At 64.2% G+C, this 16,883-nt stretch carries 20 protein-coding genes, 2 pseudogenes and 1 riboswitch; of the genes and pseudogenes, 14 read left to right on the top strand and 8 right to left on the bottom strand.

Translation table 11 applies throughout. From position 1 onward, the window contains the following. The first annotated feature begins 83 nt into the window (after positions 1–83). From LB572_RS27305 to LB572_RS27340, 8 genes are all read left to right on the top strand, one after another. Complete coding sequence (locus tag LB572_RS27305) at positions 84–2,522, top strand: GcvT family protein (protein WP_224669936.1); 2,439 nt, start codon at positions 84–86, stop codon at positions 2,520–2,522. Between the two features lie 45 nt (positions 2,523–2,567). Continuing rightward, entirely contained in the window at positions 2,568–3,677 is a 1,110-nt protein-coding gene (locus LB572_RS27310) for a mandelate racemase/muconate lactonizing enzyme family protein (RefSeq protein WP_224669937.1), read from the top strand. 78 nt (positions 3,678–3,755) lie between these two features. Beyond that, positions 3,756–4,079: a DUF2934 domain-containing protein gene (locus tag LB572_RS27315; protein ID WP_224669938.1), complete on the top strand. Its 324-nt coding sequence runs from the start codon at positions 3,756–3,758 to the stop codon at positions 4,077–4,079. Positions 4,080–4,217: 138 nt separating this feature from the next. Continuing rightward, positions 4,218–4,535 carry an ArsR/SmtB family transcription factor gene (locus LB572_RS27320; protein WP_140806702.1) on the top strand — a complete coding sequence of 106 codons (318 nt, stop codon included), beginning with the start codon at positions 4,218–4,220 and terminating at the stop codon, positions 4,533–4,535. Continuing rightward, positions 4,532–5,017: an SRPBCC family protein gene (locus LB572_RS27325; protein ID WP_140806701.1), complete on the top strand. Its 486-nt coding sequence runs from the start codon at positions 4,532–4,534 to the stop codon at positions 5,015–5,017. Before LB572_RS27320 ends, LB572_RS27325 begins: the two co-directional genes overlap by 4 nt. Before the next feature lie 61 nt (positions 5,018–5,078). Next, positions 5,079–5,492 carry an MAPEG family protein gene (locus tag LB572_RS27330; protein WP_224669939.1) on the top strand — a complete coding sequence of 138 codons (414 nt, stop codon included), beginning with the start codon at positions 5,079–5,081 and terminating at the stop codon, positions 5,490–5,492. Between the two features lie 81 nt (positions 5,493–5,573). Continuing rightward, positions 5,574–5,858, top strand: coding sequence for a hypothetical protein (locus LB572_RS27335; RefSeq protein WP_040980340.1), 285 nt, complete (start codon positions 5,574–5,576; stop codon positions 5,856–5,858). Between the two features lie 209 nt (positions 5,859–6,067). Then, entirely contained in the window at positions 6,068–6,418 is a 351-nt protein-coding gene (locus LB572_RS27340; protein ID WP_224669940.1) for a S1/P1 nuclease, read from the top strand. On the opposite strand, the gene LB572_RS34515 is transcribed toward LB572_RS27340, so the two are convergent. Together LB572_RS34515 and LB572_RS27350 are read right to left on the bottom strand one after the other, a co-directional pair. Beyond that, complete coding sequence (locus LB572_RS34515) at positions 6,390–6,749, bottom strand: hypothetical protein (protein WP_263498377.1); 360 nt, start codon at positions 6,747–6,749, stop codon at positions 6,390–6,392. The genes LB572_RS27340 and LB572_RS34515 overlap by 29 nt on opposite strands. Before the next feature lie 27 nt (positions 6,750–6,776). Next, the gene (locus LB572_RS27350) at positions 6,777–7,742 is read right to left on the bottom strand and encodes a helix-turn-helix transcriptional regulator (protein WP_224669941.1); all 966 of its coding nucleotides are present in this window, start codon (positions 7,740–7,742) and stop codon (positions 6,777–6,779) included. A gap of 404 nt (positions 7,743–8,146) precedes the next feature. Here LB572_RS27350 and LB572_RS27355 point away from each other — a divergent pair, with 404 nt between their 5' ends. Continuing rightward, positions 8,147–8,872 carry an outer membrane protein gene (locus tag LB572_RS27355; protein ID WP_224669942.1) on the top strand — a complete coding sequence of 242 codons (726 nt, stop codon included), beginning with the start codon at positions 8,147–8,149 and terminating at the stop codon, positions 8,870–8,872. Positions 8,873–9,064: 192 nt separating this feature from the next. Here the strand turns inward: LB572_RS27355 and LB572_RS27360 are convergent, their stop codons facing one another. The 4 genes from LB572_RS27360 to LB572_RS27375 form a co-directional block, all read right to left on the bottom strand. Further along, positions 9,065–9,286, bottom strand: a complete 222-nt coding sequence (locus LB572_RS27360; RefSeq protein WP_224669944.1) for a hypothetical protein — start codon at positions 9,284–9,286, stop codon at positions 9,065–9,067. 254 nt (positions 9,287–9,540) lie between these two features. Further along, positions 9,541–9,951, bottom strand: a complete 411-nt coding sequence (gene arsC / locus LB572_RS27365; RefSeq protein ID WP_224669945.1) for an arsenate reductase (glutaredoxin) — start codon at positions 9,949–9,951, stop codon at positions 9,541–9,543. A 429-nt stretch (positions 9,952–10,380) separates the two neighbouring features. After that, positions 10,381–10,653: a PilZ domain-containing protein gene (locus LB572_RS27370; RefSeq protein ID WP_224669946.1), complete on the bottom strand. Its 273-nt coding sequence runs from the start codon at positions 10,651–10,653 to the stop codon at positions 10,381–10,383. A 147-nt stretch (positions 10,654–10,800) separates the two neighbouring features. Further along, positions 10,801–11,376, bottom strand: coding sequence for a histidine phosphatase family protein (locus tag LB572_RS27375; RefSeq protein WP_140806693.1), 576 nt, complete (start codon positions 11,374–11,376; stop codon positions 10,801–10,803). Between the two features lie 85 nt (positions 11,377–11,461). Further along, positions 11,462–11,605: riboswitch (adenosylcobalamin (AdoCbl) riboswitch) on the top strand. Here LB572_RS27375 and LB572_RS27380 point away from each other — a divergent pair. The 5 genes and pseudogenes from LB572_RS27380 to LB572_RS27400 all read left to right on the top strand — a co-directional run bounded on the left by LB572_RS27380 (position 11,606) and on the right by LB572_RS27400 (position 15,113). Beyond that, positions 11,606–11,815 (top strand): CbtB domain-containing protein, encoded by a 210-nt coding sequence (locus LB572_RS27380; protein WP_140806692.1) that lies wholly within the window; start codon positions 11,606–11,608, stop codon positions 11,813–11,815. It begins immediately after the preceding riboswitch. A gap of 220 nt (positions 11,816–12,035) precedes the next feature. Next, on the top strand, positions 12,036–12,776 hold the full coding sequence (locus LB572_RS27385; protein ID WP_140806690.1) for a CbtA family protein: 741 nt from the start codon (positions 12,036–12,038) through the stop codon (positions 12,774–12,776). A 156-nt stretch (positions 12,777–12,932) separates the two neighbouring features. Further along, complete coding sequence (locus LB572_RS27390) at positions 12,933–13,502, top strand: hypothetical protein (RefSeq protein WP_224669947.1); 570 nt, start codon at positions 12,933–12,935, stop codon at positions 13,500–13,502. 14 nt (positions 13,503–13,516) lie between these two features. Next, a pseudogene (locus tag LB572_RS27395) lies at positions 13,517–13,918 on the top strand (VOC family protein); the annotation flags it as partial. 241 nt (positions 13,919–14,159) lie between these two features. Further along, positions 14,160–15,113 carry a DMT family transporter gene (locus LB572_RS27400; RefSeq protein ID WP_224669948.1) on the top strand — a complete coding sequence of 318 codons (954 nt, stop codon included), beginning with the start codon at positions 14,160–14,162 and terminating at the stop codon, positions 15,111–15,113. Positions 15,114–15,159: 46 nt separating this feature from the next. Here the strand turns inward: LB572_RS27400 and LB572_RS27405 are convergent. Further along, positions 15,160–16,499 (bottom strand): annotated as a pseudogene (locus tag LB572_RS27405) (cation diffusion facilitator family transporter). A 9-nt stretch (positions 16,500–16,508) separates the two neighbouring features. Continuing rightward, the gene (locus tag LB572_RS27410; protein ID WP_224669950.1) at positions 16,509–16,766 is read right to left on the bottom strand and encodes a metal-sensing transcriptional repressor; all 258 of its coding nucleotides are present in this window, start codon (positions 16,764–16,766) and stop codon (positions 16,509–16,511) included. Positions 16,767–16,883 lie beyond the last annotated feature (117 nt).

The following is a 16,883-nucleotide window of genomic DNA, read 5'->3' on the forward strand; positions in this document are numbered from 1 at the left end:
TAATTTTTGAAGACGTTACACGGGCTTTTCACGCCTGTAGCTTCGACCGCGGTTTTTCTCAATCCGGCCGAATTGGTGATTTGATGCAGACACATGCGCGGGTGGTGATCGTTGGCGGCGGCTGCGTCGGCGCGGGTATTCTCTATGGCCTGGCCAAGCGCGGCTGGACCGACGTCGCGCTGCTCGAACGCACGCAGCTCACCGCGGGGTCGACCTGGCATGCGGCGGGACTGATCCCTTCCTATGCCCGCAACATCAATGTCGGGCGGATGATCAACAAGACGATCGAGATCTATGAGGGGCTGGAGGCCGATACCGGACAGCCGGTCGGCTGGCACAAATGCGGGCAGCTGCGCATCGCCAATTCGAGGGACCGGCTCGACGAGTATAAGAGCTATATGAGCGTTGCCGAGGTGCAGGGCATGCGGGCGCAGCTGCTCACGCCCGACGAGGCGCGAAAACTCTGGCCGCTGCTCGACAACAAAGAAATGCTCGGCGCGCTCTACCATCCCGACGACGGCCATATCGCGCCGGCCGACGTCACACACGCGATGGCCAAGGGCGCGCGGGATCTGGGCGCAAAAGTCTATCTCAACACCGAGGTGACCGGCTTCAAGCGGACCGCCGGCGGCGAGTGGCTGGTTGAGACCAACAAGGGCGACATCACCTGCGAGCATGTGATTTGCGCCACCGGCAATTACGCGCGCCAGACCGGAGCGCTGCTCGGCCTCGATATCCCGGCGATCCCGATCCTGCATCAATACTGGATCACCGAAGCGGTGCCGGAGGTGGTGGAGCGCAAGCGCGCCGGCCGGCCCGAAATGCCGATCCTGCGTGACGAAGGTTTCGAGGGCTATCTGCGCGAGGAAGGCGACGGGCTGATGTTCGGGCCCTATGAGCGCACGGCGAACCTGAAGCTGTTCGCCGAGGACGGCGTTCCCGCCTGGTTCGGCGCCGACCTTCTCGAAGAGGATTTCGACGCGGTGTCGTGGAACTGGGAACAGGCGCTGCAGCTGGTGCCGGCGCTCCGCCGCGTCGGCATCAAGGCCAATGTGCGCGGCCCTTTCCAGATGACAGCGGACGAGCTGCCTTTGATGGGGCCGGCCTGGGGGCTGCCCAATGTGTGGCTCGCCGAAGGCGTGCCCGGCGGCATCCTGTGGGGCGGCACGATCGGCTATTATCTGTCGGAGCGGATCGTCGAGGGCGGCAACAGCCTCGATGTCTCCGACCTCGACCCGCGCCGTTTCGGCGACTACGCCAACAAGGAATGGACGCGCGAGAGGGTGCGCGAGGCCTGGGGCACCCATGCCGAGCAGAAATATCCGGGGCAGGACATGCCCGCCGCGCGGCCGCAGAAGACGGCCCCGTCCTATGACAGGCTGACGGAGCTCGGTGCGGTCTGGGGCGTGCTCAATGGCTGGGAGATGCCCAACTGGTTCGCGCGCGACGGGGTCGAGGCCAAGGACCAGCATAGCTGGCGCTGGACGCCCAAGGGGAACCTCGTCGGCGAGGAGGTGCTGGCGGTGCGCAACGCCGTCGGCCTGGTCGAGATGACGCCGATGACCAAGTTCGAAGTGTCGGGACAAGGCGCGGCCCAATGGCTGGACAGGATCATCGCCAATCGCCTGCCGGCGGTCGGCAAGGTGACGCTGGCGCATCAACTGACCGCCAGCGGCGGCGTGCAGGCTGAATATATGGTGGCGCGGCTTGGCGAAGACCTGTTCTACCTGATCTCGACGCCGCGCGCCGAGCGCTGGAATTTCGACGACCTGTCGAGGCTGCTGCCCGCCGACGGCAGCGTGTCCTTGAAGAACGTCACCAACGACCGCGGCTGTTTCACGGTCGTCGGCCCCAAGGCGCGCGACGTGCTGCAGCCGCTGACCGAGATCGACCTTTCCAACGAAAGCTTCCCGTGGTTCGGCGTCAAGACCGGCAATGTGGCTCTGGCCAGCGACGTGCGGCTGCTGCGCGTCAACTATGAAGGCGAGCTCGGCTGGGAACTTTACCATCCCCTGCCCTACCAGGGGCAGTTGCTCGATGCGATCCTGAAGGAGGGCGAGAAGCATGGCCTGCGGCTGGTCGGGCTGCATGCGCTGGAGTCGCTTCGGCTCGAAAAATCCTATCGCGCCATGTACCGCGACATGAACCCTGAGCTCAACGCGCTGGAGAGCGGGCTTGAGCGCTTCATCCGGCTCGACAAGGGCGACTTCGTCGGGCGCGACGCGGTCAAGAAATACAAGGAGCGCAACGACCAGCGCCGCTCGGTGACGCTCAGGATCGACACCGACGGCGCCAGCACGCTTGCCAATGAGGGGCTCTACAGCGACGGCGCGCTGGTCGGACGCATCACGTCCGGCGGCTATGGCTACGCGCTCGGGCATGACGTGGCGCTGGCGTTGCTGCCCGAGCGTTTTTCCAGGCCCGGCACCAAGCTGGACGTCGCGATCCTGGGCGACTGGAAGGTCGCTGAAGTGATCGCGGATTCGCCTTACGACCCGACCTCGGCCAGAGCACGGATGTAGCCGTCGAGAACTGACCGCCGAATGCATTCTTGAGGGAAGCCGAGCATGCGCATCGATCGGATCAACGTCTATTCGGCGGAGCTGCCGGTCAAGAACGGCGTCTACCGCATGGCCAGCGCCGATGTGGAGGCGCTGGACTCCACACTTGTCGAGATCGTCACCGATGACGGTTTTGCCGGATGGGGCGAGACCTGCCCGATCGGCCCGGTCTACCAGCCGCATCATGCGCTGGGCGCCCGCGCCGCGATCGCCGAAATCGCGCCCGGCTTGATCGGATCCGAGATCGCCTCGATCAGGCTGCTGTCGAAGCAGATGGACGAACGGCTGAACGGTCACGGCTATGCCAAGGCCGCCTTCGACATGGCCTTCCTCGACCTGCTCGGCCAGAAACTCGGCGTGCCGGTCTCGACGCTATTGGGCGGGGCGCTGACGGATCGCGTGCCGGCCTATTATTCGCTGATCGTCGGCCCGCCAGACGAGACGGCAAGGATCGCCGCCGACAAGGTAAAGGCCGGCTATCCGCGCCTGCAGGTGAAGATCGGCGGGCGCAATCTTGAAGAGGACGTGGCCGTCGTCCACAAGGTCTGGGAAGCGGTCGGCTACAAAGCGCGTATCGCCGTCGACGGCAACCGGGGCATGACGGTCGCCGCAGCGATCCATCTCGACCGGCTCTGCCAGGCGATCCCGTTCGTCTTCGAACAGCCCTGCAACACGATGGACGAGATCGCGACGCTGAAGGGTCGCGTCACGCACCCCGTCTATCTCGACGAGAGCACCGAGGACCAGAACGCGGTGCTCAGGGCAATCTCGCTCGGCATCGCCGACGGCTTCGGCTTCAAGGTCACCCGCCTCGGCGGTCTCACCAAGATGACGACGGTGCGCGACCTCTGCGCCATCCGCTCGCTGCCGCACAGTTGCGACGACGCCTGGGGCGGCGACATCATCGCGGCGGCCTGCGTGCATCTGGCCGCCACGGTCGAGCCGCGCCGCATGGAAGGCGCCTGGATCGCCCAGGAATACATCAAGGGCCATTTCGACCAGAAGCACCCGGTCGTCATCAAGCAAGGCCACATCGCGGTGCCGCAGCGGCCGGGGCTGGGCGTAAAGCCGGAGCCCGGCATGTTCGGCAAGCCGGTGGCGATATACGGGCCGTGAGCCGGTCGATCACTTCGTGAACGACGCGGATCGTTCCGCCCTGTCCTGCGTTCTTGTGACACGCAAGGAGGAACGGCGATGGACGACGATCGTACCGGGAAGATCAGGCAGCGCGCCTACGAGATATTTCAACGCGAGGGCGGTATCCTCGGCAATCATGAACGGCACTGGCAACAGGCCGAGTTGGAGATCGACCGCGAGGCGGCCTTGCCGCTGACGGCGGGCGATGCCCTGCCCGAAACGCGCGAGATCGACAGCGCGGATGTGCTGACGGTGGAGGCGCTTGCCATGCGCACAGGCATTTCGGGCGACGAGGCGCAGGAACTGCTCGACCGTCTGGGCAACGATCGCGCGGCGATCGAGCAAGCGGCGCGGAGTCTGAAGGCGAAGCGGCGCAACTGACAAGCCGGCAATCAACCCACCTGCGCTCCCCGATGAGAACCACGGGCATGCCCCCAGGGCACGCGCGGCGGCTGCACGCGGCATGCACCTCTGCATCCGGGTTGACAGGGCAACTCCTTCGCCCTAGTTTTCGCGTTAGTGGCCACTAACGCGAAATACTGGACAGCGCTCGGGGATCCGACACGGCGCACGATCTTCGAACTACTGGTCGACCGACCCAGTTCGGTGAGCGGGTTGGCCAATGTGTTGCCTGTCACCCGGCCTGCAGTTTCGCAGCATCTGAAGGTGCTCAAGGATGCCGGGCTGGTGGCTGACACGCGCTCGGGCAAGGAACGCATCTACCGGATCGACCCGGACGGCCTCGCGGCCTTCCGGGCGGAGATCGACCAGTTCTGGGTGAAGACGCTCGCGGCCTACGCGCAGCGTGTCGAGCAACCGACGGAGGACGAAACATGATCAGGCAGCCGGTACCCGCACCCGTGAAACATTCGGTCGTCGTCGCGGCGCCCATCGCGCGCGCCTTCAAGGTGTTCACCGAGGATTTCGGCAGCTTCAAACCGCGCGAGCACAATTTGCTAACCGTGCCGATCGCGGAAACGATCTTCGAACGCAAAGTCGGCGGCCATGTCTATGATCGCGGCGTCGACGGCTCGGAGTGCCGCTTCGCCCGCGTGCTCGCCTATGAGCCGCCGAACCGGCTGCTCTTGAGCTGGGACATAAGCCCGCGCTGGCAGATCGAAACCGACCTCGCCCGCACAAGCGAGTGGGAAGTCCGTTTCACGGCCGAGGCGGAAAACCGCACCCGTGTCGAAATCGAGCACCGCCATCTCGAACGGCATGGCCAGGGCTGGGAAAGCGTGCGCGGCGGGGTCGACAGCGATCAGGGCTGGCCGCTCTACCTGCAGCGGTACCAGGCGCTTTTTACCCGGGCGGCCTGACATCATCTCCCCGGTTGCCGAAGGACATGGCCGCACGACAGCGATTGGAAGGAGAGCGACAATGGAAGCCTATTGGTTGAGCACCCTCGGCGTGCTTGCGCTCTGTCTCCTGTCGGTGGCGCTGGCGGTCCATTCCGGCTCGTCCAAGGGATTTGCGGGCAAGCTTTCTGGCCCGGTCATCCCGGCGGACGACGATAATCCGCTCTACCGGATCGATCGTGTCCACATGAACTCCGTCGAGGCGCTGGCCCCCTTCGTCGTGCCCGTGCTGCTGGCGATGATGGTGGGCGTCGGGCCGGTGACGCTCGCCGTTCTGGTGTGGGTCCACCTGGCGATACGCCTCGTCCACATGGCCATCTACCTGCGCGGCGGGAACGCCGCCAAGGGCGGCAGCGTCAGGACTATACTTTATGTCTCGGGCGCGCTGGTCACGCTTGTCCTCATCCTCGTGACGACATGGGCAGCACTTCGCTGAGAGCGCTCGCTTTTCGCTCCGTCGGCGGAACCCTCGGCTCCATCGGAGGTTCATCCCCTGTACAACCACAGGAGATGCGTCATGGATCACACCAGCCACGTAAGACTGACCAATGCCGAGCTCACGCCCGACATCCTCGAAGGCGCGACCATCTACGGCCCCGATGACGAGAAGATCGGCTCGGTCGACCACCTGCACGGCAGCCAGGTCGTCATCGATGTCGGCGGCTTCCTCGGCATCGGCGCCAAGCCGGTGGCTGTCACAGCCAGCCAGCTCGATTTCATGCGCGACGAGGACGGCGACGTGCATGCCGTCACCAGTTGGACGAAGGACCAGTTGAAGGCGATGCCGGAGCATCGCGACTGACGCGTTGCAGTTAGGAATGAATGAAGAGTCCGGGCCGGCGTTGTCGGCCCGGCTTTTTTGCACGTGGCAATATTGATCATCGGCCTGACGCCCTTCAACCCAGATTGCCGGTTCACACGAATTTCGCGTCCGTGAGATCGTTCATGTCTGTGTCACGAGCTTCCATTGTACTTGCATATCGGAACTTCTGGTCTGGAGGAGGCAAGGCGATGACGTGGAAGGGCGCGGCGGCATTTTGCTTGACGACAACGGTGATGGGCGGGGCGATGTGCGGACAGGCGCTGGGCTGGGGCCAGGAAGGGCATGCGGTGATCGCCGAGATCGCGCAGCATAGGCTGAACCAAAACACCTATGACGTGATCGAGCGGCTCTTGCGCTCGCATCTGAAGCTCAAGCCGCCGGCCACCGTCTCGCTGGCCACGGTGGCAAGCTGGGCCGACGATTATCGCGCCGACCACAAGGAGACGTCGAACTGGCATTTCATCGATATTCCGCTGGCCTCGAAACCTGGCGACGCATGCGGCGTGGGATTCAAGCCTGATCCTGTTCAAATACTATGACTGGGGCAAGGTGGCGCTCGATCTCGAGACCGACGTCATCCCGCATCTCACGCCGATGCCTGCCGCCGACCAAACGCCGGAAAAGTGGCTGGCCGAATGCCACGAAAGGGCGGAAGACGCCTATCGCGCGCTGCCGCAGGGCACGGTGATCAAGTCCGACAACCCGCACGCAGTGATCCTCGACCAGGCCTATTTCGACCAGTTCTCGCCGGTCGCCATCCAGCAGCTCGCGCTCGGCGGCCTGCATCTGGCCGCCGTGCTCAACGAGACGCTGGCGGTGGACAAATGGAGTCAGGCTGCGGACAACACATTGGTGCGCGGCATCGGACAAGGATGCCGGCAACGGCCGCCATGCACTTCAGCTGTTGCACGCCTTCTCGGTCAAGGCACGTACTTCCGTCGGCGTTATGCCGTAGCGCAGCCGGAACTGCCGATAGAACGTCGATGGCTCGTTGAAGCCGACCTCAAAGGCGATGTCGGCGATGCGCCGCAGCAGCTGTCGGCGATCGGTGAGGCAGCTATGGACATAGGCGAGCCGCTCGCCGTTGACATAGTCGGAAAAGCTTGTGCCTTCCCCGGCAAAGAGCTGGCGGACATAGCGTTCGCTGATCCCGAACTTGCGCGATATCTGCGCGGCATTGAGCCCGGGATCGGTGAGATTGCGGGCGATGTGCTGCTTGATGCCCGCAAGCCTTGCCGCGCGAACACCGGGAGGATGCGTATGGGCCTCCATGCCACCGAAGGAGACGGCGAGAAGATCGGTGATATGGCGGGAAGCGAGAGGCGCGAGCGTCTCGGGGCCGTCCATATGCAGCAGGGACCAGAGGTAATCGAACAGCAACCGGTGGGCCGGGAGCGTGCGGCCGAGACTGTCGGGACGCACGTCGTCGAGGTTCTTCACCAGCGGGGCCAGCAGCGAGCGCTTGAACTGAAGCGCCATGGTCCATTGCGAATCCTCGCTGACGACCGAGTAGCGCCGGTCCATCGGGAAGATGGCGGCGGTGCCGGGATCGGTGCTGAAGTCGCCACGCCCGGGCATGGTGAAGCGGTAGCCGCCCTTGTTCCAGGACAGGATGATATCGTCGTTGCCGTCGGCAATCAGGGCGCTGTTGCGCTCCCAGACCATGGGAGAGACGGTGCCCTTGGTGAGATTCATCTCAGGCAGAATCAGGGTGCGGGCCGAGAATTTGAGAGGCGTGTCGGCACGTGGCGTGATGTCCAATCGCATCTGGATGCGACCATAGAAATCGCGAATGTACTCGTCCCGGTGATCTAGGGGAATGTCGTCGGCCGAGAATGTAGCCACCCGATCAGCGCTCGGCATCGTGCTCCCTGTCGAAGACCGCCTGAAGTTGGACGGCGTCGGCCCGCAATTGGCGTTTGCCTGTCCGCTGACGCTTGAGAACCCTCATTTCCGTCGTGGCTCGAGCCCGATCCGAAATGGTCTCTCAGCTTTATGAAAATGAGTTAAGTGTGACAAATTTGCAAGACTGAAATTCTGGAACAACAACTGTTCCGTTATTGCAATTTTGACTTCCGTATTCGCCACACGCACCCGGATTTTCTCTGCTAGCGGTGCGTTGAAGGGGCGCTACTCGATTTTCACGTCCGCAATGAGCGGGCATGTCTTCGCAAATTGGCTGACGGCCCCGGAGGCCCGCTCATGCATGAGCGGGAAGGAATGTGGACGCAATTTTTGAACTGGCAATCCAACGAGGAACGTATCCGATGAAGATCATACCCACGTCCATGGCCGCCATGGCGATCGTTCTTGCCGCCGGCAGCGCTTTCGCGGCCGATGCGCTCGCCCCGGAAGCAGCTCCGATGCCGCCGGCGGAGGAGAGCTTCAACTGGACGGGGCCCTATTTCGGCGGGTTCGGTTCGTTTGCCGTAGGCGACATGAACCTCAATTCGCGGCAGATCTTTGCCGACGGAAACCCGCCGCCGATCAATGGCGCGTTCGAGATTTCCGCGAGCGGTTTCCTCGGCGGCGTCCAGGCAGGCTATGATTGGCAGTTTGACAACCGCTGGGTGATCGGTGCCGTGGCGGACATCGCCGCATCCAGCTACGGCGCTTCGGTAACGGCCTCGGTGGACGGCACCGAGATCTTCAATGGCGAAGTGGACGTCAAATATCTTGGCACCGTGCGCGCGCGGCTGGGGCACGCCTGGGACCGCACGCTCGTCTACGGCCATGGCGGCCTCGCCTTCGGCAAGACCGAGCAGACGCTGACCGTTGGCGGGACGACTGTGTTCAACGAGGAGCAGACACGCGCCGGCTGGACGATCGGCGCAGGCCTCGAGCACGCCATCACCGATCGCATCTCCTTCGGCACCGAATATGCCTATGTGGACCTTGGCTCGAAGCAGATACTCGACAATGGCGAGGGGCTGACGATCAAGGACGACGTCGCTTTCCACACGCTGAAGGCCTTCGTGAATTTCCGTTTCTAAGCGCGTCGCGATCTTTCGGATTCGCTACTCGTTTCAAGTCTTGTTCGATCCATGCCGCTCAGCCAAACCACGGCGCACTTTGAGCGACATGCATCGGCGCAATTCGTGGAAAGATGTGCGGCGACAGGCCGCCCGGCGAATAAAAAGCCCGCTTCGGCATGCCGAAGCGGGCGCAGATTTCTGACTGCAAGCTTACTTGCAGTCTTTCAGCATCTTCAGCGCCTTTTCGGCATTGGCCTGGGACGTGTAGGCCTTCGTCCCGGCGTCGGTCAGTTTCTTGCCGTCGGGTTTCGTGGAAACCACCGAGCATTTCTTGGTCGTGGCATCCTTTGCCACCCAATACTGCGTGGCCGCAAATGCCGGCATGCTGAAAAGCGCAACAACCGAAGCTGCAACCAGAACCTTGCGAATCATAGCGTTCTCCCAAGTTGAATTCGGCTCGGCCCACTCATCCGGAAGTGCCCATCACGCGGATAGCCGAGCCGAACCGCTGGCGAGCCGTATCGCGAATTAACCGCCAAGGGCAATTTACAAAAATGTAAAGTTCGGCAGGGCTGCGGCGACACGCTGCGCCCGCCCCTTTTCGCGTCATATCGGCGTGACGCCAGCCGAATGCCGCAAGCGCTTCGCCGGCATCGCGGGTACCCAGCGCATCGGGACGACCTGCATCAAGCCGGCGGCGTATAGGCGACCTTCTCGCCATCCTCCTTGACGAATTCATGCACCGGATTGTCGAGCAGCGGCAGCACCACCTCCGATGGCCGACATAGCCTTGTGCCCTTCGGCGTTTCGACAATCGGCCGGTTGATCAGGATCGGATGGGCGAGCATGAAATCGATCAGCTCGTCATCGCTCCATCTCGGATCGGCGAGGCCGAGTTCGGCGTAGGGCGTCCCCTTCTCCCGCAACAGCTCGCGCGCAGAGATCCCCATCGCCGCAACCAGTTCCAGCAGCCGCCCGCGGCTTGGCGGCGTCTTCAGATACTCGACCACAACCGGCTCCTCGCCGCTGGCGCGGATTATGGCGAGCGTGTTGCGCGAGGTGCCGCAAGCGGGATTGTGATAGATCGTGATCGTCATGGCTATGCTTTCAGTGGCTGATATTACTGAACGGTTTGGGGTCCACCATGGAACTGCATCGCCCAGCTTAGCTAAGCCTGGTTGGCGGCGCCGTCGAGGTCGAGCTGTCGACACGACCTTCAAGCTGCAAGCCGCGTGACCTCTGGCTTAGGCAACAGGCAGCGGCAAGCCAGCCTTGCTGCCGCGCGAGCCGCTGCTGCTGCGACGGTCGGTCGGGCTGCTAAAATCTGATCATGCCATTGGCCTGCAACAGGTAAAGGCCCACGAGAACGATGGCGATCAGCGCCACCCAAACGGCTGTCCTGCTCATTCGTAAATCCCTGTCGATCGGCAGCAATGAACGCGCTCGCGCCGGTTGCGTTCCATGCGTGCCCGGTTGCACGTCACCCAGGGCAGGATCAAATGACGAATTGGTGAGACGGCCGCGCGTCAGTCCTTCGGCGCGTTGCTGTAGAGCGCCACGCCGACGCGGTCGTTGCGCCGCCATCGTACCAGGGCGCGATAGGCCATGTCGTCGGCCGGAACCTCGAGCAGGAAGCGGTCCGGGATGTTCACATCGGCGGCGATACGCAATTCGGCACCCTGCTCATGCTGATTCCTGACCGAGCAGCCGATCCTGACGCCATTGACGACGATCGTGGCTTCCTTGAGCACGAATTCGCGCACATGAAGACGGCGCTCGGTCTCGGGATAATCGGCCATATCCGGCGGGCTCCTCGGGCGAGGCTCTTCTCGCCACGGGGCAGCACCATAGCGGCGAGGCGTTTCCGTTCCGTTAGCGATCACTGAAACGGCGAAGCTCGTCCTGGCCCCGCTGCGGCTCCTCCGCAGGAGAGTGGTTCTCCGGCGCTATTTCGCGCCGGGGGCGAACCCGCTCGCATGCAGCACCCAGCGGCGGCCGTCACTGCGGAACTCGGTGTGCGACAGCGGCTCGATGTCGACCTTCCAGACCGAGGAGAGCGGTGCACCCAGCACATGCACCATGGCGGCGCGGATCGGCACGGCATGCGTGAGCGCCATGGTGTGGCCGCCCTCGGAGGCCAGGTGTTCCATCAGCGCGGCGACGCGCCGGACGACGGCGGCAAGCGATTCGCCGCCATGGGGCGCCGCGTCCGCGTCGGCGAACCAGGCCGCCATGCCTTCCGGGTCCTCTGCCTGCACCTCTTCGAAGCTTCGGCCGGCCCAGCGCCCGAAATCCTGCTCGCCAAGCAGCGGCTCGACCGTCGCATCAAGGCCGAGCGCCTCGGCCGTCTGCCGCGCGGCCAGCGCCGGGCTTGTCCAGACGCGGTCGGCGCGGCGCAGCGAAGCGGCCACCGCGACGGCGCGATCGAGGGCTCGCGGCTCCAGCGCCTCGTCACGCGGAAAGCGCCCCTTGCGCGTGGCCTGCGTCGCGCCGCTTGCGATCATCGTCAGGCGGGCGAGCATCCCAAAACTCCGTGGTCCAGTGAAATTTCGGCCGCGCGAAGCCGTGTTGGCCATTAGATGTCGTTGACAGGCGAACGAAGTGCTGACAAGTGTTTTAGCGCTATACGGGATTGGAAGCCGGTGCGAATCCGGCACGGTCGCGCCACTGTGATCGGCATCAGCCGAAAGTCAGGCCTTATTCCGCAGCATTGTTCGATCAACGGGACGCAGTATCCCACGGGAGGTCCATATGTCCGACACCACCTTCGCCCCCAGCTACGGTCCGGTTGCGATTCCGGTTCGCGAGCTTCTGCCCTGGGCTATCTTCGGCGGGCTGCTTTTGATGCTGGCCATCTATTTCGTCGGGGCTGAAGAAGGCGCGACGTCGCTGATCCGCGGCACGGCGGTGCACGAATTCGTGCATGACGGCCGCCACCTGCTCGGCTTCCCCTGCCACTAAAGCGGCTCGGCATCGCCGAACTCGCTTTCGATTCTGGTCTAACGCGATTCCGGACGGAAAACCGGCACGCAGTTTTCCTGGAATTGCTTGGTTGGTTGAACGCAATTCCGGACGGAAAACCGCTACGCACTTTTCCTGGAATTGTTTGGTTGGTTGAACGCAATTCCGGACGGAAAACCGCTACGCACTTTTCCTGGAATTGCTCAGAGGGATAAGTGACATGGTTGGAAAACTTTTGCTGCGCGGCATGCTTGTCGGGCTGGTTGCGGGGATTCTGGCGTTCGCCTTTGCCCGCGTCTATGGCGAGCCGCAGGTCGACAAGGCAATCGCCTTCGAGGAATCACAGGCCCAGGCCGCCGGCGAGGCACCGGAGCCCGAGATGGTCAGCCGCTCCACGCAGGCCGGCATCGGTCTCGCAACCGGCGTGCTGGTCTACGGCGCCGCGCTCGGCGGACTGTTCTCGCTGGTCTTTGCCTATGCCTATGGCCGTCTGGGCTCGCTTGGGCCGCGTGGCACGTCGGCGCTGATCGCGGTGCTCGGCTTCCTGGCCGTGATCGTGGTGCCCAGCCTCAAATATCCGGCCAACCCGCCCGCGGTCGGCAATGCCGAGACCATCGGCTACCGCACCGAGCTGTTCTTCATCATGATCGTGGTCTCGATCGCGGCCATGGTGGCGGCGGTGGGGTTGGCCCAACGGCTGTGGAAGCAGCTCGGCGCCTGGAACGCCTCGATCGTCGCGGGCCTCGCCTTCCTCGTCGTCTTCGCGCTGGTGAAGGCAGCGCTTCCCGACATCAACGAAGTGCCTGAAAACTTCTCGGCGACGGTGCTTTGGCAGTTCCGTGTCGCCTCGCTCGGCATCCAGCTCGTGCTCTGGACCGTCGTCGGGCTCGGCTTCGGCGCGGTTGCCGAGCGCGTGGTGGCGGTGCGCGACCAGCGCGGCCCTGCCCGGCGCTACGCCTGAAATCCGATGTACCGGCCGCCACGGTTCCTCGCCCTGGCGGCCAAATTGGCTCAACGGTCGATACGACCGCTGAACCACTTTGGTCTTTTGTTTTCTCGCAACTCCGGACGGAAAACCGCGGCACACTTTTCCTGGAATTGCTCGGCTGCGCTGCTGTTGGCACTTCTGGCCACGGCATCGGCGCAAGCGCATAGTGGCTCCTCGACCCCGCCTCCCCCCGGCATCCAGATCCCCAGCCTCACACACGGCCAGATGGCGGTGATCGCGCGCTACCGCGGCGACATTCTCGCACTTGCGCAAGCACAGACCGTGACCGACCCGACCTTCCGGCGGCTCTACAATCACGGCAACCTGCAATTCACATACTGCCTATGGGGCCTGATGCCGGGCAGCCTCGGCGACGAGGAAAGCCCGTTCAACGAATGCAGCCATGCCTATCTCGCCACCGCCAAGGCGCTGCTGACCTATATGGCGACGATGCCGTCGGCCGCGCACGAGGCAAAGGCGCTGATCTCCGCCATCGATGCCGACATGGTGCGCAGCGGCGCCTCCTGGATCCTGTGCCAGTACAGCGGCGAGGCCTTCAGCACCGGCGCGGTCGTCGAGCCCAGATGGCGGGAGATGGTCTTCCATCTGCCGAGCCTGGCGGTCGTGCTGGCCATGATCGCGGCTCTGATGACGGCCGCGTGGTCGATCTTCGGTGCGAGACGCGCACGCGCGGTCTGACTGGCTCAGGCCGGCTGACCCAGATGCTCTTCCTCAATCTGCCGGTGCGCGATCTGCAGGCAGCGACCAAGTTCTATCTCGCGATCGGCGGCAAGCTCAATCCGCAGTTTTCGAATGATCAGGCCAGCTCGATCATGTTCTCCCAAACGATCGGGATCATGTTGCTGACGCATCAACACTACAGCCAGTTCACAGCCCGGCCGATCGGCGACGCCAAGCGCGAGAGCCAGATGCTGATCGCGCTGACCGTCGACAGCAAGGACGCGGTCAATGCGGTGATCGAGAAAGGCGTTGCGGCAGACGGCCGTGCCGATCCAAACCCGGTGCAGGATCTCGGTTTCATGTTCAACCGCCACATCGAAGATCCGGACGGCAATGTTTGGGAGTTCCTGTGGATGAATCCCGCAGCCATGCAGCAGCCATGCAATAGAGCGCCTGTAGCGCCCCCGTACTGGAATGACGCCCTGGAAGCGACGGGCAGCAGCACCCTCGCTTCCATGTCCGGGCAATGCCTGCAGTCGTCCTCGACCAACCTTGGCATCCCTGTGTCCGCGCCCACGCCTGGGGCGTGCCGTCGCCAGTCCGGCTAGCGCATTGCGGCGCGCTGGCGTAAGCATCGGCATCGTCCGGCCTCCGGATTCGCAGCCGCCAGCAGCCATGTTCGCCCCCGAAGCCTTTGCCGTCACCGCCGCTATATGCAGCGCGCTGAGCTCCATGTTCCTGAGCGAGCTCAAGGGTCGCGTTCCCTTGCTGCAGCTCGCCCGCTGGCAGATGCTCGCGACCTTCGTGATGACCGGCTCGGTGTCGCTGGCGATCGGCGGCTGGCACACGATCGGACCGAGGGAGTTCTGGCTGCTTGCCGGATCGAGCTTCGCCGGCATCAGCATCGCCAGCACGACCTATTTCGCCACCATCTATTCGGTCGGCCCGCGCATCACGGCGCTGCTGTTCTCGCTCACCTCGCCTTTCGCGCTCGCGCTCGGCTATCTCGTGCTCGGCGAAACCATCAGCCGCTGGCAGGCGCTGGGCGTCGCACTGGTGCTTGCGGGCATCGTGCTGGCGATCGGCATGCCGCGACGCTTCCTCAAGCGCGGCGACCTGGCGCCGGCGATGCCGGTCGTCACCCCGTCCACCGTGCCGGTCAGCACCGCGCCCGGCCCGCCGCTTACCGGGCGCCTTGGACCAGGCGTCGTCCTCGGCGTAATAACTGCGCTCGGCCAGGCGATCGGCACGCTTCTGGCGCGGCCGGCCATGGCCGCCGGCGTCGAGCCGTTCAGTGCGATGGCGCTGCGCTCGGGCCTCGCCGTGATCCTGTTCGTCGCGCTTGGCGCGACGCCGTTCGGCAGGGGGAAACGGGAGGCTGTCCAGTTCGGCACGGTCGGGCTTGCCGTGCTTTCCGCCTTCGTCCGCACTTCGCTCGGCATGTCCTGCCTGATGGCGGCGCTGCGCACCGGCAATGTCGGCATCATCTCGACGCTGTCCTCGATGACGCCGGTCCTCATCCTGCCGATGGTGTGGCTGCGCAGCGGGCACAGGCCGACAACCGCAGCCTGGGCCGGCGCATTGCTGGCGATCCTAGGCACGGCGCTGATCAGCCTTGGGAGAGTCTAGCCCCGGACGTTAGGTGTATCGCGGGCCGACTCCAAGAATGCCTGTCTCACCCATGCGCGTGCTCATGGTGATGGCCTTCCGGTTCCGCCATGGCGAAGGGCAGATCCTCGCTGTCGGCACCCGCTGCCAGTTGCAGCCTGGCGCTGAACTCATGCGGCTCGGCCGGAGCGACCAGGCTTTGCAGATAGTGGTGATCGCCGCCGACCGGAGACAGCGACAGGCTTTCAACCGCGCCGCCGGCCCTTTCGATGGCGACGTTCGCCCGCAGGCCTTCGGCGTGACGCGACAGGCGCAGCCGCATGCGCTCGCCCTGCGGCGTGTCGACGATCTCGAGCAGCCCGCTGGCGAGCTGGCCCGAGACCAAGAAGGGGTCGGGCGCATGGTGGTAACCGCCCTCGGCTTCCGGCTCGGCAAAGCGCACCGTTGCGACGTCAAGCGCGGGAATATGCGCGAAGAGCTCGGTCTTCAGCGACGCAGCGATGTTGTTGGCTGCGGCAAGCAGCAGCCCGTCATTGACCGCGATCTCCACATCGACATGCAGCTTGTGGCCGAGCCAGCGGGCCTTGGCGTCGACCACTCTTTCGATCCCCGCGACGCGGTCGGCGGCGTGGCGAATCTCGCCAACGAGGCCGGGCTCGACGCCGTCCAGCATGCGCGTCAGCACCGAGCGCGCCGATTGCCAAACGATGCCGAAGATGGCGACGGTGATGATGAGGCCGATGATCGGGTCCGCCAGCGGATAGCCAAGCCAGACGCCGAGCGCGCCGGCGACGACGGCGAGGCTGGTGAGCCCGTCGGTGCGGGCGTGATAGCCATCGGCGATCAAGGCGGCGCTGTTGATCTGACGGCCGACACGAATGCGGAACACGGCCACCGCCTCGTTGCCGAGGAAACCGATGATGCCGGCAGCCGCAAGCCAGCCCAGGAACTGGACCGGCTGCGGGTTGAACAAGCGGCTGACCGCCTCATATCCGGCGACGAGCGCGCTCGCCAGGATGATGAGCACGATGATGATGCCGGCAAGCTCCTCGACCCGGCCGAGGCCGTAGGTGAAGGTGCGGGTCGGCTTGCGCCGGGCCAGCGCGAAAGCGATCCAGAGCGGAATGGCCGTGGTCGCGTCGGCGATGTTGTGGATGGTATCGGCAAGCAGCGCCACGCTGCCCGAGACCATGACGACGACGATCTGCAGGGCGGCGGTGATCGCCAGGATCGCGAACGACCATTTGATCGCCCATATGCCGCGATCTGTGGTGGCGATGGTGGCGTCGATCACGCCATGGGGTGGCCGTGCGGTCCGTGATGGTCGTGGCCATGCCCGCCATGATCATGCCCGCCGTGGTCATGTCCGTGCGAGCCGAAGCCGAACCAGTCGAGAACTTTTCCCACATCGCCGCCTCACAGATATTTGGTGAGCTGCTTCAGCTCTTTGAGCGTGTCCCTGGTCGGCTCGCCGCCTTCGACAAGGCAATGCTCGATATGGTCGTGGATCAGCTCGCGCTTGGCGTTGCCGACGGCGCTTTCGACGGCATGGAGCTGCTGCGCGAGATCGAGGCAGGAACGGCCCTGCTCGAACATTGTGAGCACCGCGGCGAGATGGCCGTGCGCGCGCTTGAGCCGGACGATGATATCGGGATAGGAGCTGTGTACTGTCATGCTGGTATCCTATCCCCCTGGATACCACAACGTGCAAATAGACCCTGACATTTCGCTTCCAGAATGCTTCGCTCGCAACGGCAGGTATCGGCCGGCCAAGCCTTTGCTGGGGTGGCA

Origin of the sequence: Mesorhizobium sp. BH1-1-5, from assembly GCF_020165615.1 — a bacterium.
In the GTDB taxonomy this organism is placed as follows: domain Bacteria; phylum Pseudomonadota; class Alphaproteobacteria; order Rhizobiales; family Rhizobiaceae; genus Mesorhizobium.

Coding starts and splice junctions, on each gene's coding strand:
- LB572_RS27305 (WP_224669936.1), top strand. CDS start 84: ATGCAGACACATGCGCGGGTGGTGATCGTTGGCGGCGGCTGCGTCGGC.
- LB572_RS27310 (WP_224669937.1), top strand. CDS start 2,568: ATGCGCATCGATCGGATCAACGTCTATTCGGCGGAGCTGCCGGTCAAG.
- LB572_RS27315 (WP_224669938.1), top strand. CDS start 3,756: ATGGACGACGATCGTACCGGGAAGATCAGGCAGCGCGCCTACGAGATA.
- LB572_RS27325 (WP_140806701.1), top strand. CDS start 4,532: ATGATCAGGCAGCCGGTACCCGCACCCGTGAAACATTCGGTCGTCGTC.
- LB572_RS27330 (WP_224669939.1), top strand. CDS start 5,079: ATGGAAGCCTATTGGTTGAGCACCCTCGGCGTGCTTGCGCTCTGTCTC.
- LB572_RS27335 (WP_040980340.1), top strand. CDS start 5,574: ATGGATCACACCAGCCACGTAAGACTGACCAATGCCGAGCTCACGCCC.
- LB572_RS27340 (WP_224669940.1), top strand. CDS start 6,068: ATGACGTGGAAGGGCGCGGCGGCATTTTGCTTGACGACAACGGTGATG.
- LB572_RS27350 (WP_224669941.1), bottom strand. CDS start 7,742: ATGCCGAGCGCTGATCGGGTGGCTACATTCTCGGCCGACGACATTCCC.
- LB572_RS27355 (WP_224669942.1), top strand. CDS start 8,147: ATGAAGATCATACCCACGTCCATGGCCGCCATGGCGATCGTTCTTGCC.
- LB572_RS27360 (WP_224669944.1), bottom strand. CDS start 9,286: ATGATTCGCAAGGTTCTGGTTGCAGCTTCGGTTGTTGCGCTTTTCAGC.
- arsC (WP_224669945.1), bottom strand. CDS start 9,951: ATGACGATCACGATCTATCACAATCCCGCTTGCGGCACCTCGCGCAAC.
- LB572_RS27370 (WP_224669946.1), bottom strand. CDS start 10,653: ATGGCCGATTATCCCGAGACCGAGCGCCGTCTTCATGTGCGCGAATTC.
- LB572_RS27375 (WP_140806693.1), bottom strand. CDS start 11,376: ATGCTCGCCCGCCTGACGATGATCGCAAGCGGCGCGACGCAGGCCACG.
- LB572_RS27380 (WP_140806692.1), top strand. CDS start 11,606: ATGTCCGACACCACCTTCGCCCCCAGCTACGGTCCGGTTGCGATTCCG.
- LB572_RS27385 (WP_140806690.1), top strand. CDS start 12,036: ATGGTTGGAAAACTTTTGCTGCGCGGCATGCTTGTCGGGCTGGTTGCG.
- LB572_RS27400 (WP_224669948.1), top strand. CDS start 14,160: ATGTTCGCCCCCGAAGCCTTTGCCGTCACCGCCGCTATATGCAGCGCG.
- LB572_RS27410 (WP_224669950.1), bottom strand. CDS start 16,766: ATGACAGTACACAGCTCCTATCCCGATATCATCGTCCGGCTCAAGCGC.